The organism is Pseudomonas sp. NPDC089918 (assembly GCF_050280605.1).
Taxonomy (GTDB): Bacteria; Pseudomonadota; Gammaproteobacteria; order Pseudomonadales; family Pseudomonadaceae; genus Aquipseudomonas.
Map to the genome: position 1 here is coordinate 22,445 of NZ_JBNNVP010000011.1, position 14,687 is coordinate 37,131.

Annotated in this window: 12 protein-coding genes; 8 read left to right on the plus strand and 4 right to left on the minus strand. The window is 60.6% G+C overall.

Annotated elements, in window-relative coordinates; genetic code table 11:
- Positions 1 to 909 (minus strand): LysR substrate-binding domain-containing protein, encoded by a 909-nt coding sequence (locus tag ACQKPC_RS10360; RefSeq protein WP_427624412.1) that lies wholly within the window; start codon positions 907 to 909, stop codon positions 1 to 3.
- Positions 910 to 1,014: 105 nt separating this feature from the next.
- Here ACQKPC_RS10360 and ACQKPC_RS10365 point away from each other — a divergent pair, with 105 nt between their 5' ends.
- The 4 genes from ACQKPC_RS10365 (at position 1,015) to ACQKPC_RS10380 (ending at position 4,959) form a co-directional block, all read left to right on the plus strand.
- Positions 1,015 to 1,881, plus strand: coding sequence for a pirin family protein (locus ACQKPC_RS10365; protein ID WP_427624414.1), 867 nt, complete (start codon positions 1,015 to 1,017; stop codon positions 1,879 to 1,881).
- A gap of 127 nt (positions 1,882 to 2,008) precedes the next feature.
- Positions 2,009 to 2,635 (plus strand): isochorismate family cysteine hydrolase YcaC, encoded by a 627-nt coding sequence (ycaC, locus tag ACQKPC_RS10370; RefSeq protein WP_052963111.1) that lies wholly within the window; start codon positions 2,009 to 2,011, stop codon positions 2,633 to 2,635.
- 193 nt (positions 2,636 to 2,828) lie between these two features.
- Positions 2,829 to 4,274: a mechanosensitive ion channel domain-containing protein gene (locus tag ACQKPC_RS10375; protein WP_427624417.1), complete on the plus strand. Its 1,446-nt coding sequence runs from the start codon at positions 2,829 to 2,831 to the stop codon at positions 4,272 to 4,274.
- A 244-nt stretch (positions 4,275 to 4,518) separates the two neighbouring features.
- A complete protein-coding gene (locus ACQKPC_RS10380; protein ID WP_008011502.1) occupies positions 4,519 to 4,959 on the plus strand; it encodes a carboxymuconolactone decarboxylase family protein in 441 nt (146 codons plus the stop codon).
- Between the two features lie 9 nt (positions 4,960 to 4,968).
- On the opposite strand, the gene ACQKPC_RS10385 is transcribed toward ACQKPC_RS10380, so the two are convergent.
- Together ACQKPC_RS10385 and ACQKPC_RS10390 are read right to left on the minus strand one after the other, a co-directional pair.
- The gene (locus ACQKPC_RS10385) at positions 4,969 to 6,561 is read right to left on the minus strand and encodes a DHA2 family efflux MFS transporter permease subunit (RefSeq protein ID WP_427624420.1); all 1,593 of its coding nucleotides are present in this window, start codon (positions 6,559 to 6,561) and stop codon (positions 4,969 to 4,971) included.
- Positions 6,558 to 7,679 (minus strand): HlyD family secretion protein, encoded by a 1,122-nt coding sequence (locus ACQKPC_RS10390; protein WP_427624422.1) that lies wholly within the window; start codon positions 7,677 to 7,679, stop codon positions 6,558 to 6,560. Before ACQKPC_RS10390 ends, ACQKPC_RS10385 begins: the two co-directional genes overlap by 4 nt.
- A gap of 286 nt (positions 7,680 to 7,965) precedes the next feature.
- On the opposite strand from ACQKPC_RS10390, the gene ACQKPC_RS10395 reads away from it, so the two are divergent.
- The 3 genes from ACQKPC_RS10395 to ACQKPC_RS10405 all read left to right on the plus strand — a co-directional run bounded on the left by ACQKPC_RS10395 (position 7,966) and on the right by ACQKPC_RS10405 (position 12,134).
- Positions 7,966 to 8,466 (plus strand): sigma-70 family RNA polymerase sigma factor, encoded by a 501-nt coding sequence (locus ACQKPC_RS10395; protein ID WP_427624424.1) that lies wholly within the window; start codon positions 7,966 to 7,968, stop codon positions 8,464 to 8,466.
- Between the two features lie 172 nt (positions 8,467 to 8,638).
- Entirely contained in the window at positions 8,639 to 9,613 is a 975-nt protein-coding gene (locus ACQKPC_RS10400; protein WP_427624426.1) for a FecR family protein, read from the plus strand.
- A gap of 97 nt (positions 9,614 to 9,710) precedes the next feature.
- Positions 9,711 to 12,134 carry a TonB-dependent siderophore receptor gene (locus ACQKPC_RS10405; RefSeq protein WP_427624428.1) on the plus strand — a complete coding sequence of 808 codons (2,424 nt, stop codon included), beginning with the start codon at positions 9,711 to 9,713 and terminating at the stop codon, positions 12,132 to 12,134.
- A gap of 114 nt (positions 12,135 to 12,248) precedes the next feature.
- Here the strand turns inward: ACQKPC_RS10405 and ACQKPC_RS10410 are convergent, their stop codons facing one another.
- The gene (locus tag ACQKPC_RS10410) at positions 12,249 to 13,400 is read right to left on the minus strand and encodes an MFS transporter (RefSeq protein WP_427624430.1); all 1,152 of its coding nucleotides are present in this window, start codon (positions 13,398 to 13,400) and stop codon (positions 12,249 to 12,251) included.
- A gap of 169 nt (positions 13,401 to 13,569) precedes the next feature.
- On the opposite strand from ACQKPC_RS10410, the gene ACQKPC_RS10415 reads away from it, so the two are divergent.
- A complete protein-coding gene (locus ACQKPC_RS10415; protein ID WP_427624432.1) occupies positions 13,570 to 14,559 on the plus strand; it encodes a diaminopimelate epimerase in 990 nt (329 codons plus the stop codon).
- Positions 14,560 to 14,687: the final 128 nt, after the last annotated feature.

Below are 14,687 nucleotides of genomic sequence, written 5' to 3' on the forward strand. Positions count from 1 at the left end.
TTAAGCAATATCGCTATGGCTAAATTCCTCGCCCAGAAAGTCGATCAAGGTCCGCACCGACGGCAGCAATCCGCGTCGTGACGGGAAGATCGCATGCACGATCCCGCACTTGGGTGCCCAGCCCGGCACCAGTTCCACCAGTCGGCCGGCGGCAATCTCATCGCGCACCACCACACTGGGCAGGTGGGCGATGCCGATGCCGGCGAGCACCGCATGACGCAAGGCCAGCAAGTCGTCGGTGACCATCCGCGGGGTATGACGAATCAGCGCGCTGGCGCCATCGGCACCGAACAATTCCCACTGATATTCCCGCTGCGCGCCACCCCAATGCACGCTCGGCAGACCGCTGAGATCAGCCGGCGTAGCCGGTGACGACAAGCGCTGCACAAATGCCGGACTCCCCACCAGGCATTGGGTGCTGTTGCCCAGCACCTTCATCACCATGTCAGTGTTTTCCAGCGGTGGAAAGCGCACGCGCAACGCGATATCGAACCCTTCGTGGATCAGGTCGACCCGGCGGTTGGTGCTTTCGATGAACAACTCCACCAGCGGGTATTTGAGCATGTAGCGGGTCAGCATCGGCCCGACCCAGGAATTCAGCAGTGCTGTCGGGCAACTGATGCGCACCAGGCCTTGGGGTTCGGAGCGATTGCGTTCGATCAGTTCGGCGGCGCTTTCGGCTTCCACCCGCATGGCCAGGCAACGCTGGTAATACGCCTGGCCGATTTCGGTCAACGAGCAATGCCGGCTGCTGCGGTGCAGCAAGCGCACACCGAGGCGTTCTTCGAGCTCGGCAATGCGTCGGCTGAGCTTGGATTTGGGCATGTCCAGCGCGCGTCCGGCCGGGGCGAAACCGCGGTGCTCCACCACTTGGGTGAAGTAGTAAAGGGTGTTGAGGTCTTCCACCATCGTTCTCCAAATAGAACGCTAAGGCTGATTTTTGCAGTCTAGCGCACCAAAGGCGCCGGTTTTAAGCTTTGTCCATCGCGTCACACAACAGATTTGGAGGAAAAGATGAAAAACATCATCGGTATCTACACCAGCCCACGACCTCACTGGGTCGGCGACGGTTTTCCGGTTCGCACGCTGTTTTCCTACGACAACCTGGGCAAACACATCAGCCCGTTTCTGCTGCTGGATCACGCCGGCCCTGCCGAATTCACCCCGACCACCGAGCGTCGTGGCGTTGGTCAGCATCCGCACCGCGGTTTTGAAACCGTGACTATCGTCTACAAGGGCGAAGTGGAACACCGCGACTCCACCGGCAGCGGCGGCAAAATCGGCCCCGGCGATGTGCAATGGATGACCGCAGCGTCGGGGATTCTCCATGAAGAGTTCCACTCCGAAGCTTTCGCCAAGAGCGGCGGCACCCTGGAAATGGTGCAGCTGTGGGTCAATCTGCCGGCCAGGGACAAGATGGCCGAGCCCGGTTACCAGACGATTCTCGACGCTGACATTCCGAGCATCCCACTGAAGAACAACACTGGCAGCCTGCGCTTGATCGCCGGTGAGTTCGAAGGCCACAGCGGCCCGGCGCGGACCTTTACGCCAATCGACGTATGGGACGTTCGCTTGAACGCCGGCAAGTTGCTGACCCTGGATCTGCACCAAGGGCGCAACACCGCACTGGTGGTGCTGCGCGGCACGGTTCAGGTCAATGGTGTGGAACTGGTTCGGGAAGGGCAGTTGGCGTTGTTCGAGCGCGATGGCAATCAGCTCAGTCTGCAAGCCAATAACGACGCCGTGGTGTTGCTGCTAAGCGGTGAGCCGATTGACGAGCCCATTGTTGGCCACGGCCCGTTCGTGATGAACACCGAGCAGGAAATTCACCAGGCCTTTGCCGACTTCCAGTCGGGACGCTTTGGCCGGATGAGTGATTGAAATCATTGTTGTTGCGCTGTGGCGTGCCGGGTTTGGCTGACTACGCTTGCCTGGCCACGTTTAAACGAAAAATCAGAGTTCACTTCCGCCGGCCCGTTCGGCATCGATAAAAAGCGAGGATTACCCCATGACTACTTCCTACAAACGTCTCGACAAGGATAACGCCGCCGTTCTGCTGGTCGATCATCAGGCAGGTTTGCTTTCTCTGGTGCGCGACATCGATCCGGACCGTTTCAAGAACAACGTGCTGGCCCTGGCCGACCTGGCCAAGTACTTCAAGCTGCCAACGATTCTGACCACCAGTTTCGAAACCGGCCCCAACGGCCCGCTGGTGCCGGAACTCAAGGCACTGTTCCCGGACGCGCCGTACATCGCTCGCCCAGGCCAGATCAATGCCTGGGACAACGAAGACTTCGTCAAGGCGATCAAGGCCACTGGCAAGAAACAACTGATCATCGCCGGTGTGGTGACCGAAGTCTGCGTGGCGTTCCCGGCGCTGTCGGCACTGGCCGAAGGTTTTGAGGTGTTCGTGGTGACCGATGCTTCCGGCACGTTCAACGAACTGACCCGTCAATCGGCTTGGGATCGCATGTCTTCGTCCGGCGCCCAACTGATGACCTGGTTCGGCCTGGCCTGTGAACTGCATCGCGACTGGCGCAACGACGTGGAAGGTCTGGCGACTTTGTTCTCCAACCACATTCCGGACTACCGCAATCTGATGACAAGCTACAACACCCTGACTAACGCCAAGTAAACACTGATCAACTGTGGGAGCGAGCCTGCTCGCGATAGCGGTCCGACAGTCACTGCAAATGTGTCTGTTCTACCGCCATCGCGAGCAGGCTCGCTCCCACAGTGTTTTGTGTTGTTCTCAGGCCATCAATTGCTCCTACACTGTGCCCAATCTGTGAGATCTTCGCGCCATTGGCCCTTACTGGAGTTGCTTGATGCTGTCACTGCTTACCGATCACCCGTTGCTCAGCGCGCTGATTCTGATCCTGATCGATCTGGGATTGTGGCGTTTGATCACGGCCAGCGGCAGCAACTGGAAACTGGTGGTGCGGCTGGTGATTTTCGCGCTGTTCAGCATGCTGCTGTTCAACGAAGGCTTGAACCCCATGGAGCCGGCGCCCTGGGCCGACAATGTGCCATTGCACCTGGCGGCGACCGGTTTGCAAATTGGCTGGTGGCTGTTCGGCGCGCGCACCCTGACGGTGTTGATCGGCGCGGTGATGATGCAACGGGTCGGGCACACCGGGCGTTTGTTGCAGGATCTGCTCGGCGCAGTGATTTTCCTGATCGCGATCATCGCCGCCCTGGCGTACGTTCTCGATCTGCCAGTCAAGGGCGTGCTGGCAACGTCCGGTGCGTTGGCGATCATTGTCGGCCTGGCCTTGCAAAGTACCCTCAGCGACGTGTTTTCCGGGATCGTCCTGAACACCACCAAACCCTATCAACTGGATGACTGGATCTCCATCGACGGCACCGAAGGCCGGGTCATCGACATTGACTGGCGCGCCACGCGCCTGCAAACCGCGCAAGGTAGCATGGCGGTGATTCCCAACTCGTTGGCGGCCAAGGCCAAGATCATCAACTTCAGCCGACCCAGTGACATTTTCGGGGTGTCGATCAGCTTGCAAGTAAGCCCCCATGCTCGTCCGCAAAAGGTGATCGATGCGCTGGAGCGGGCCATGCAGGGCTGTCGTCTTCTGTTGAACAAACCGGCGGCGAGCGTGGCGTTGAAAACCTCCTGCGGCACCGGCGCGGAATACGAAATCAGCGGTTTCGTGGTCTCCATGGATCAGAAGCGCGTGGTGCGCAATCAGCTGTTCGACTTGGCATTCCGGCACTTGCAGGCATCGGGTATCAACTTGCTGTCGAGCGCTGAGCCCAACTCGCCCGCTGCCCTGTCACGGCCACTGGCATTGCTGGAAAGCTCGAGCATTTTCTCGACCCTGCGCCAGGAAGAGAAGGAAGCCTTCAGCCAGAACATGACCCTGCAAACCTTCCGCGCCGGGGAAATGATCTTGTCGGCGGGGGAGGTCAGCGATCATTTGTTCATTATCGAATCAGGCGTGGTGTCGGTGGAACTGAGCCGTGGCGGGGTCAAGTTCGAGTCCGGGCGCATGGGGCCGGGAGAGGTGATTGGCGAGGCCGGGATACTGTCTGACTCGTCAGTGCCGGCGGACATCAGCGCCAAGACTTTTTGCAGTTTGTACCGGATCGAGAAGGAATACCTCAAACCGTGCCTGGAGGCGCGGCATGACATCAGCGAAGCGATGAAGACTTTGCTCGATTTCCGTTTGCAAAAGGCCCAGACGTTTGCTCAGGAAACACCCAAGATGGTGGAGAAAAAAGGGTTTTTGCAGTGGTTGCGCAAGCGTAGCGGCTGATGTGTTGGTTGCCTGTTCGGGCCCCTTCGCGAGCAAGCCCGCTCCCACATTAGATCTTCAGTGAACACAGGTTTTGTGTCCGGCGAAGTCCAATGTGGGAGCGGGCTTGCTCGCGAAAGCGCCGGTACAGTCACTGAAAATCTTCTGATCTATTGGCATCCTCAACTTCCCAATAATTGGCTATTTGTACAACCTCAGGTCGGCATTAACGTAGCGCCAACCCCACCTGTTATTGGAGCTCACCATGCAACCTCGTATCGATTTCTATACAGCCTCCCCAGATGCCCTGAAAGCCATGATGGCCCTGGAAGCCGCCGTCTCGAAGCTGCCGCTTGAAAAGTCGCTGATCGAACTGGTCAAGCTGCGCGCATCACAGATCAACGGCTGTGCCTTCTGCATCGACATGCACACCGCCGATGCCATCAAGGGTGGGGAAACGCCACGCCGGCTGTTTGCCGTGACGGCCTGGCGCGAGGCACCGTTCTTCACCGATCGTGAACGCGCCGCACTGGCCTGGACCGAATCCTTGACCCAACTGAGCCTGACCCACGCGCCGGACGAAGACTATGCGCTGCTCAGCGCCGAGTTCAGCCCCAAGGAAATGGTCGACCTGACCGTGGCGATTTCCACCATCAACAGCTGGAACCGCCTGGCCGTGGGTTTCCGCAAAATGCCTCAAGAGTAAGACTCGGGCTCAATGCGCATCGGCACTCGGCGCGGCCGGTGGTTGCACCTTGCGCATCAAGGGCACCATCGCCGTGGCGAGGATGAAGCAGACCATGATCATCAGGAACGTGTCGCCATAAGTTTGCGTCTGCGCTTCGCGGTAGGTCAGCAGCCACAACTGACGCAGGCTGGCGGTGACGCCGATGTCACCGCTCTGGCCGAGGGCCGCGAAGTTGTTGCCGACCTGGGACAGCCACTGATTGAGTGCTTCGTTGGTGCTGTTGAGGTTCTCCGCCAACCGGGTGAAGTGCAGGTTGGTGCGGTCATTGAGGATCGTGGCGCACGCGGCGATACCCATCGCGCCGCCGAGGTTGCGCATCAGGTTGAACAACCCCGAAGCATGTTTGAGCCGCGCGGGCGCCAGTCCGCCGAGGGTCAGGGTCACCGCGGGCGGCACTGCCAGTTGTTGAGCGATCCCGCGCAAGGCTTGCGGCAGCATCAACTCTTTAGCTCCCCAGTCATGGGTGATCGGGCTGAAATCCCACATCGACAAGGCGAACAACCCAAGGCCGGTCATCATGATCCAGCGCAGGTCGATGCGGTTGGCCAGAAAGGCGTACAGCGGAATCGCCAGAATCTGGAACACCCCGGTGGAAAAAACCGCCAGGCCAATGTCCAGCGCGCCGTAACCGCGCACCCGGCCGAGAAACAGTGGCGTCAGGTATATCGTCGCGAACAGGCCGATCCCCGTGATGAATGAAAAGAAACAACCGAGGGCGAAGTTGCGGTCTTTCAAGGCACGCAGATCGACGATCGGATTGGCCACGTGCAGGGTTCGACCGATGAAAGCCAATCCGGCCAGGCCGCTGATCCAGGCGGTGGTCAGAATCGTGCTGTCGCTGAACCAGTTCCAGCGAGGGCCTTCTTCGAGGGTGTATTCCAGGCAGCCGAGAAACACCGACATGAACAGCATGCTCAGGTAGTCGGCGCCCTTGAGCAGCGACAATTCCGGCTGGTCGATTTTCACCAGCATCGGTACCGCCACCGCGACGAAAATCCCCGGCACCAGGTTGATGTAGAACAGCCAGTGCCAGGACGAAATGTCGGTGATCCAGCCACCGATCACCGGCCCCAGCGTCGGTGCCAGCGAGGCCACGGCGCCGATGGTTGCGGCGGCGATCACCCGTTGTTTACCGGTGAAGAAAAAGAACGCGGTGGTGAACACCAGCGGGATCATCGAACCACCGAGAAACCCTTGCAGGGCACGGAAGGCGATCATGCTCTGGATGTTCCATGCCGCGCCGCAGAGCAGGCTGGCCAAGGTGAAACCCACCGCCGAAGCGCAGAACAACCAACGAGTCGAGAACACCCGGGACAGCCAGCCCGACAGCGGAATCACGATGATTTCGGCGATCAGGTAACTGGTCTGCACCCACGCGGTTTCGTCGGCGCCGGCCGAGAGCCCGCCGCCGATGTCACGCAGCGACGCCGAGACGATCTGGATATCCAGCAGCGCAATGAACATGCCGATGCACATGGTGGCGAAGGCGAATACCTTGGTCGCCGTCGCCATGTTGGCGGCGTTGAACGGCTGCGTGGGGGCGGCGAGGGCGCGGTTCATGGCGCGCTGGCCACGGTCGGGGTTTCAGGTTCGGCGCGGGTATCCACTTCGGCGGTCACCGACAGGCCGGGACGCAGATGACCGAGCACGCCGTCGGCCGGATCGAGCAGGATTCGCACCGGCACCCGCTGGACGATTTTGGTGAAGTTACCGGTGGCGTTTTCCGGTGGCAGCACGCTGAACTGCGAACCACTGGCCGGCGCGAGGCTGTCCAGATGACCGTGGAACTCACGTCCCTTGAGCACATCCGCATGAACGATCACGCGCTGGCCTGGCGTCATCCGCGACAGCTGATCTTCCTTGAAATTGGCATCAACCCATAGTCCGCTGGCCGGCACCACCGACAACAGTTGCGAACCGGCCTGGGCGTAAGCGCCGACCCGTGCCCGGCGATTGCCGATCACGCCGTCGACGGGGGCTTTCAACTCGGTGTAACCGACGTTCAACTGCGCCAGATCACGCTCGGCCCGTGCCTGTATCAACGCGGCGCGCGCTTGCTGCTTCTGGGTTTCGATCACGTTCAACTGACGTTGCGCAGCCAGCAGTTCGGCCTGAGCCCGGGCACTCTGCGCCTGTGCAGTCTTGAAGGTGGCGTCGGCCCGTTGTGCGCTTTCCACCGAGACGGCATTGCTGTTCACCAGGCGTTTGTAGCGGGCGTTATCGTCCCGCGAACGGGCCGTTTCGGCGCCGGCGGCATCGATGCCGGCGCGGGCCTGGCCGATCACCGCGTGTTGCAGTTGTTCGGTGGCGTCGAGGTTGGCGAGTAACGCTTCTTCGGCAGCCACCGCACCTTCGGCCTTCGCCAGGTTGGCGCGATAGTCGCGGGCGTCGAGCCGGATCAGCACATCGCCGGCCTTGATCTTCTGGTTGTCGGTGACCAGCACTTCTTCGATATACCCCGCGACCTTCGGCCCGATCACCGTGACGTCGCCACCGATGTAGGCATCGTCGGTTTCTTCGATGAAGCGGCCGGCGGTCCACCAATGGGTTGCGTACAGCCCGATGATCACCAGGGCCGCAATAGCTGCCGTCAGCGAGAGCAACCTTTTAAGCAGGGGAGGCTTGGGTGTGGTCACTGCGACAGCAAGGTCGGGTTCAAGGCTGGGCATGCTGGTCATGGACAAATACCTGTGAGAATCGGTGCTTTATTACGAATGTAATATGACGCAAGTAATATTTAGAGACAATGGGTTTCTGAGACCGGTCGTCAGTTGGCGTTGGCGGAAGGATTTCGGGCTCAACAGGCCACACAATGGACCTGAGCAACCGCGATTACAGGACTCGATCTGCCAGAGAAACCGCAAACCGAGGGCATCAAACCCGACGCTGAGGATCGATGGAATCCATTGCTTCCAGTTAATAGGAAGCATTACTATTCGCGCCTCCTCCTCACAGCACACCGCAATGACCCCCAAGCTGCCCCGCAGACACGGCTTTTTCGAGTATTACGAAGAGTTGATCGGCACCTGGACCCGTCGTCTGAGAAATCGTCAGCAGGCCGAGGACCTGGCCCACGACACCTTCGTGCGGGTGCTTGAGTCCGATTCGGCGGCGGTGCAACAACCTCGGGCGTATTTGCACCAGACCGCGCGAAACATTGCGGTGGACGGGTATCGGCGTGAGGATCGGCGCAGTGCTATGGAGTCGGAGGCGATTGATCACAGTGTGTCGTCGTCCGGCGACCCGGAGCATTTCATGCACGCGATCCAGTTGGCCGATTCCATCGAACGGGCGCTCACCGAGCTGCCGGTCAACTGCCGCAAGGTGTTCGTCTGGCAGAAGATCGAAGGCCTGACCCAGGCCGAAATCGCCGAACGCTTGGGGCTGTCCAAGAACATGGTGGAAAAGTATATGATCCGCACCCTGCGGCATTTGCGTGATCGCCTGGACGGGTTACAGCCATGATTCGCCACAGCCCCGAAAAGCTCGCCGGCTTCTGTAGGAGCTGCCGCAGGCTGCGATCTTTTGATCTTGATCTCCAGCGGTTTCAAGACTGTCAAAAGATCGCAGCCTGCGGCAGCTCCTACGAAAGGCAGGTGCGGTGCGCCTTTTCATCCCCGGCCAAACAGGACTTTCCATGATGGATACTCGTGATTGTGCGTGCGGGCAAACAACGGTTCGCGACGACGCGGCGCGGTGGTTTGTGCGTTTGCAGGAGCCTGCCGTCAACGCCGAAGAACAGCGTGGCTTCGAGAGCTGGCTGGACGAACACCCTCAGCATCGCGACGAATATCAAATGCTCCAGAGCCTGTGGGCGGCAGCCGATCTGCTGCCGGCCAAGCGTTTGCACGCCTTGTGCGAAACTTCGCCGGCCCGCGGCAAACGTCGTCCGCTGGTGCGTTATGCGGTGGCCGCCAGTGTGTTGGCGGTGGCGCTTGGCCTGGGGCTGTTCAGTGGCTTGAACCCTCCGGCGACCTACACGGCTGAGTATTCCACGGCCCTTGGCGAACGTCGTCATGTGGCGTTGCCGGACGGTTCGGTGATTGATCTGAACAGCCGTAGCCGGGTGCAGGTGCGCTATGAAAAAGATCGTCGCGGCATCGAGTTGACGCAAGGCGAGGCGATGTTCAGCGTCGAGCACGACAGCAGCCGACCGTTCGTGGTCGAGGCGGGTAGCGGCAAAGTGACTGTCACCGGCACCCGTTTCGACGTGCGTCGCGACAGCACCGAAACCCGCGTCGTCGTAGAACAGGGCACGGTCAAGGTTCAAGGTGACGGCGCTGATTTCATCAGCCTCACCGCCGGCCTCGGTACTCGCGTCAATGCCCAGGGCATTGTCGCCGCCGCTTATGCGGTCAACCCTGCAGAACTGACCGCATGGCGCAGCGGCAAACTGGTGTTCAACAACGCCAGCCTCAGCGAGGTGGCCGAAGAGGTGTCGCGCTATCGGCAAAAACCGCTGACGGTCGGCAGCGCCAAAGTGGGTAATCTGCGCCTGACCAGTGTGTTCAAATCCGACAACACCGACGCGCTGCTCAAGGCCTTGCCGAGCATTCTGCCGGTGGCCATTCGGACCCTCGATGACGGCAGTCAGGAAATAATTGCCCGATAGATTCAGGTTTTTTTCGAGTTCTTCGTCTTCTTGTCCAACTGCAACTGGTTTGCATTAACAGCCGCACACTTTTGCGATCCACAGGACAATGTTCGACGTGAAGAAAACCACCGCTAAAAATAACAAATCATCCTGGCTGCCCCTCGCTCTCGCCTTGGCGGTCAGCTCGGCGCTGCCCCAGGCGTTCGCTGCGGATACCATTCATATTCAGGCGCAGCCGTTGGGCCAGGCCTTGAGTCAGCTGGGCCAGCAAACCTCGCTGCAGGTTTTTTTCAGCCCTGAACTGGTGGCCGGCAAACAAGCCCCGGCGGTCGACGGCAATCTCTCGCCGGAACAAGCCTTGCGCCAATTGCTGCAAGGCAGCGGCCTGCAATACCAGATCGATGAAGGCTCGGTGACCCTGATGCCAGCCCCGACTTCCGCCGCCAACGGTCCGCTGGAGTTGGGCGTGACGGACATCAAAGTGGTCGGCGACTGGCTCGGTGATGCCGACGCCGCCGTGGTGCAAAACCATCCCGGCGCGCGCACGGTGATCCGTCGTGAAGCCATGGTCGAGCAGGGCGCGATGAACGTTGGTGATGTGTTGCGTCGTGTACCCGGCGTGCAAGTGCAGGATGCCAACGGCACCGGCGGCAGCGATATTTCCCTGAACGTTGGCGTGCGTGGCCTGACCTCACGCCTGTCGCCACGCTCCACTGTGCTGATCGACGGCGTGCCGGCGGCCTTCGCCCCTTATGGCCAGCCGCAGCTGTCCATGGCGCCGATTTCCTCCGGCAACCTCGACAGCATCGACGTGGTGCGCGGCGCCGGTTCCGTGCGTTATGGGCCGCAGAACGTCGGTGGCGTGATCAACTTCGTCACCCGGGCGATCCCGGAGAAAGCCACCGGTGAAATCGGCACCACCCTGGAAACCACTCAGCGCGGTGGCTGGAAACACATCGACACCGCGTTTCTCGGTGGCACCGCCGATAACGGCATGGGCGTGGCGCTGTTGTATTCCGGGGTGAACGGCAACGGTTATCGTAAAAGCAACAACAGCAATGACATCGACGACGTGATCCTCAAGACCCATTGGGCACCCACCGATCAGGACGATTTCAGCCTCAATTTCCATTACTACGACGCCAGCGCCGACATGCCCGGCGGCCTGACGCAGAAGCAGTACGATGCCGATCCGTTCCAGTCCGATCGTGACCATGACAACTTCAGCGGCCGTCGCAAGGATGTGTCCTTCAAGTGGATTCGGCAGATCGACGACCGCACCCAGGCCGAAGTGCTGACCTACTATTCCGACAGTTTCCGTGGCAGCACCATCGCCGCTCGCGACCAGAAAACCCTCAGCTCCTATCCGCGTACTTATTACACCTTCGGCATCGAACCGCGGGTGTCCCATGTATTCGATCTGGGCCCGACCACTCAGGAAGCCAGCGTCGGTTATCGCTACCTGAAAGAGGGCATGCATGAAGAGGCGAGCCGCCTGGCGCTGGTGAACAATCAGCCGGTGGTCACCAAAACCTCCGATGGTCATGTGTTCCAGGACCGCACCGGCGGCACCGAAGCCCACGCCGTGTACATCGATGACAAGATCGACGTCGGCAACTGGACCGTGACCCCCGGCATCCGTTTTGAAAGCATCAGCACCGAATGGCACGACCGACCGGTTCTCGACACCGCCGGCAAACCTGTGCAGGAAAAACGCCGCAGCATCGACAGCAACGAACCGCTGCCGGCCCTGAGCGTGATGTATCACATGTCCGAGGCCTGGAAGCTGTTCGCCAACTACGAAACCTCGTTCGGCAGCCTGCAATATTTCCAGCTCGGTCAGGGTGGTTCGGGTGACAACACCGCCAATGGCCTGAACCCGGAAAAGGCCAAGACCTACGAGATCGGTACGCGCTACAACGATGACGTGTGGGGCGGGGAAGTGACGCTGTTCTACATCGACTTCGATAAAGAACTGCAGTACATCAGTAACGATGTGGGCTGGACCAACCTCGGCGCCACCACGCACCAGGGCCTTGAAGCCTCGGTGCACTACGACATGGCGGCGCTGGACCCACGACTCGACGGCCTGACCGCCAACGCCGGTTTCACCTACACACGCGCCGTTTATGAAGGCGAGATTCCAGGCTTCAAGGGCCGTGACCTACCGTTCTACTCGCGTCAGGTGGCGACTGCCGGGCTGCGTTACGACATCAACCGCTGGACCTACAACCTCGATGCCTTTGCCCAGTCCAAACAGCGCTCGCCGGGCACCGCGGTGAACGCTGATGGCAGCTTCAGCGGCAACTACATCACCGAAGGCAGCGCGGACGGCCAGTACGGCGACATCCCGGGTTACGTCACCTGGAACGTGCGTGGCGGGTATGACTTTGGCTCGCAACTGTCGAACCTGAAAGTCGGGGCAGGGGTGAAGAACATCTTCGACAAGCAGTACTTCACCCGCTCCAGCGACAACAACTCGGGGATGTACGTCGGCGCACCGCGTACGTTCTTTGTGCAGGCCAGCGTCGGGTTCTGATAGACCGAGTTGACTTCATCGCGAGCAGGCTCGCTCCCACAATAAATCTTCGGTGAACACAAGATTTGTGTACGACGCAGATCAAATGTGGGAGCGAGCCTGCTCGCGATGCTGTTAAACCTTCAACACCTTCCCACCAATCGCCACGGCCACCAGCAACACCGCCATCAACCCAAAGGCAAAACTCAAGCTGCTGCCATGGGCGATAAAGCCGATCACCGCAGGCCCGGCGAGAATCCCTGCATAGCCCAACGTGGTAATGGCCGGCACGGCGATGCTTTCCGGCATGACGGTCTGTTTGCCGACGGCGGTATACAGCACCGGCACAATGTTCGAGCAGCCAGCCCCCAGTAACGCATAACCCACCAGCGCCGCCTCCCACGCCGGTGCGAACGTCGCCAGCGCCAGGCCCGCCGCGGCCGTCAGCCCACCGAACACAATCACCCGCGTATAACCAAGACGCCGAACAATTCTGTCGCCGGTCAAGCGCCCGACGGTCATGGTCAGCGCAAACGCCGCATAACCCAGCCCGGCATACGCCGTGTCGATCCCGCGCTCCTGCGCCAGGAACACCGCGCTCCAGTCGAGCGCCGCGCCTTCGGCCAGGAACACAATGAAGCACATCCCGCCGATAAACAGCACGATGCCATGGGGCACGGCGAATGCCGGGCCGGAGCTTTCACTGCCGTAAGGCAACAGGTGCGGCGCGGCTTTAAGCAATGCCAGCACTAGAATCACGATCACCACCAACATCGCCCCCAGCGGCGAAAAACCCAAACCGAGCAGGGCGCTGACACCCGCCGCGCCGACGATCCCGCCGAGGCTGAACAGCCCATGAAAACCCGACATCATGGTCTTGCCGCTGACCCGCTCGACGATCACCGCTTGCAGGTTCACCGTCGAATCCACCGTGCCCAGGCCCGCGCCGAACATGAACAACGCCGCGATCAACGCCGGAATCGTAGACACCGTCGCCAACAGCGGCAGTGCCGCACAGATCAACAAGGTGCCGCCGCTCAACACCCGACGGCAGCCGAAGCGCGTCGCCAGAATCCCGGCCATCGGCATCGCCAGAATCGAGCCCACCCCCAGACACAACAGCAACAGCCCAAGGGTTCCTTCATCCAGCCCGGCCCGCGCCTTGGCGTAAGGCACCAACGGCGCCCAGGCCGCGATGCCGAAGCCTGCGATGAAAAAGGCGATGCGGGTGGACATCTGTTCCAGACGTCCGGGGACGAAGGTCGCTTGGGTGTTGAGGTTGGTCATATCGATCCTTGGCAAAAAACGTCGCGTCCCCAAGGGACATTGAACAACCGCAAAGGGTTCGATCATCACGTCCGGGCGGGGGAGCAGTCAGGCAGGGTGACATCCTTGCACAGCCGGCCGCTGTTTCGCGATATCGTCGACACATCAATTGTTCATAGAGAGGGGCGCCATGACGCGGATGTACGATGCTCGGGGCAATATCTATGCGGTGGTGGCGCCTGACGCCCTGCGCGGCAGCGGTATAGAGCTGCCTGAACAGGCCTGCCGTGCCGCGCAAATCCGGGAAACCTGGGCGTTGTCGGCCATCGAGGCATTCTGCGGCTGGGCTCCCGGGACACAACCACCCGGCAGCAAGGCGCATCGTTGCGATGGTCTGCTGGTGGGGCCGTTTCAATCGTCGCCGCCGTTTGACCTGCTGATCGTCAACACCGACGGCAGCCTGGCCGAGCGCAGTGGCAACGGCCTGACGATTTTTTCCCAGGCCCTGAGTGAACAAGGGCTGATGCCGGAAGAGGCCTGTCAGCTGCGGGTTCATCACGACAAGAGCGACGCGGTTTCGCCGGTGGAGACTTCAGTGAAACCCGCTGAAATCGATGGTGTGCAAGGGTTCTGGCTGGATTTGGGAAAGCCTTCGTTCGGGCCGCAAGCGGTGGGTGCGCGCGAGGTTGAACGCGTGACGCTGAATGATCGTGAAGTCAGCCATGTGCAGCCGTTGTCAGCGCTTGATCCTGCCTGGAGCCGGAGCCAGTTTGTGCGCATCGGCAATCCGCATTGCGTGACGCTGCTGGCGAATGCCGACGCGTTGCCGAGCAATGAGCAGATGCGTGAGCCGCCATTGGCGCAAGGCTTGATGCGTATTGCCTATGCCATGCCGACCGGGGCAGGGCAGCCGTGTCCGGCGGGTGTGAATCTGCAATGGGCGATGCTTGAATCCGAGGGCCGAATCGTTGCACGGGTGTTCGAGCGTGGCGAAGGGCCGACCGCCTCGTCGGGCACCAGCGCCAGTGCGGTGGCGTGTGCGGCGTGGCGAGTGGGTTGGGTGGCGGCCGGGGCAGTGAAGGTGGTCATGCCTGGCGGCACGGCGCCGATTTTGCTGGAAGAAGTGGATGGTGAATTGAGTCGGGTGAGGTTGTTTGGTACGGCGCGGTTGATGGGTTGAAATTTAGATCGCCATCGCGAGCAGGCTCGCTCCCACAGTGGATCGTTGTGTACACAAATACCGTGTCCACCGAAGATCTAATGTGGGAGCGAGCCTGCTCGCGATGGCGTCAGCCCAGACAACCTGAA

What these genes read in the sequence shown, in the direction of transcription:
- ACQKPC_RS10410 (WP_427624430.1), bottom strand. Translation starts at nt 13,400, where the DNA reads ATGACCAACCTCAACACCCAAGCGACCTTCGTCCCCGGACGTCTGGAA.
- ACQKPC_RS10375 (WP_427624417.1), top strand. Translation starts at nt 2,829, where the DNA reads ATGCTGTCACTGCTTACCGATCACCCGTTGCTCAGCGCGCTGATTCTG.
- ACQKPC_RS10365 (WP_427624414.1), top strand. Translation starts at nt 1,015, where the DNA reads ATGAAAAACATCATCGGTATCTACACCAGCCCACGACCTCACTGGGTC.
- ACQKPC_RS10385 (WP_427624420.1), bottom strand. Translation starts at nt 6,561, where the DNA reads ATGAACCGCGCCCTCGCCGCCCCCACGCAGCCGTTCAACGCCGCCAAC.
- ACQKPC_RS10400 (WP_427624426.1), top strand. Translation starts at nt 8,639, where the DNA reads ATGATGGATACTCGTGATTGTGCGTGCGGGCAAACAACGGTTCGCGAC.
- ACQKPC_RS10415 (WP_427624432.1), top strand. Translation starts at nt 13,570, where the DNA reads ATGACGCGGATGTACGATGCTCGGGGCAATATCTATGCGGTGGTGGCG.
- ACQKPC_RS10395 (WP_427624424.1), top strand. Translation starts at nt 7,966, where the DNA reads ATGACCCCCAAGCTGCCCCGCAGACACGGCTTTTTCGAGTATTACGAA.
- ACQKPC_RS10380 (WP_008011502.1), top strand. Translation starts at nt 4,519, where the DNA reads ATGCAACCTCGTATCGATTTCTATACAGCCTCCCCAGATGCCCTGAAA.
- ycaC (WP_052963111.1), top strand. Translation starts at nt 2,009, where the DNA reads ATGACTACTTCCTACAAACGTCTCGACAAGGATAACGCCGCCGTTCTG.
- ACQKPC_RS10390 (WP_427624422.1), bottom strand. Translation starts at nt 7,679, where the DNA reads ATGACCAGCATGCCCAGCCTTGAACCCGACCTTGCTGTCGCAGTGACC.
- ACQKPC_RS10360 (WP_427624412.1), bottom strand. Translation starts at nt 909, where the DNA reads ATGGTGGAAGACCTCAACACCCTTTACTACTTCACCCAAGTGGTGGAG.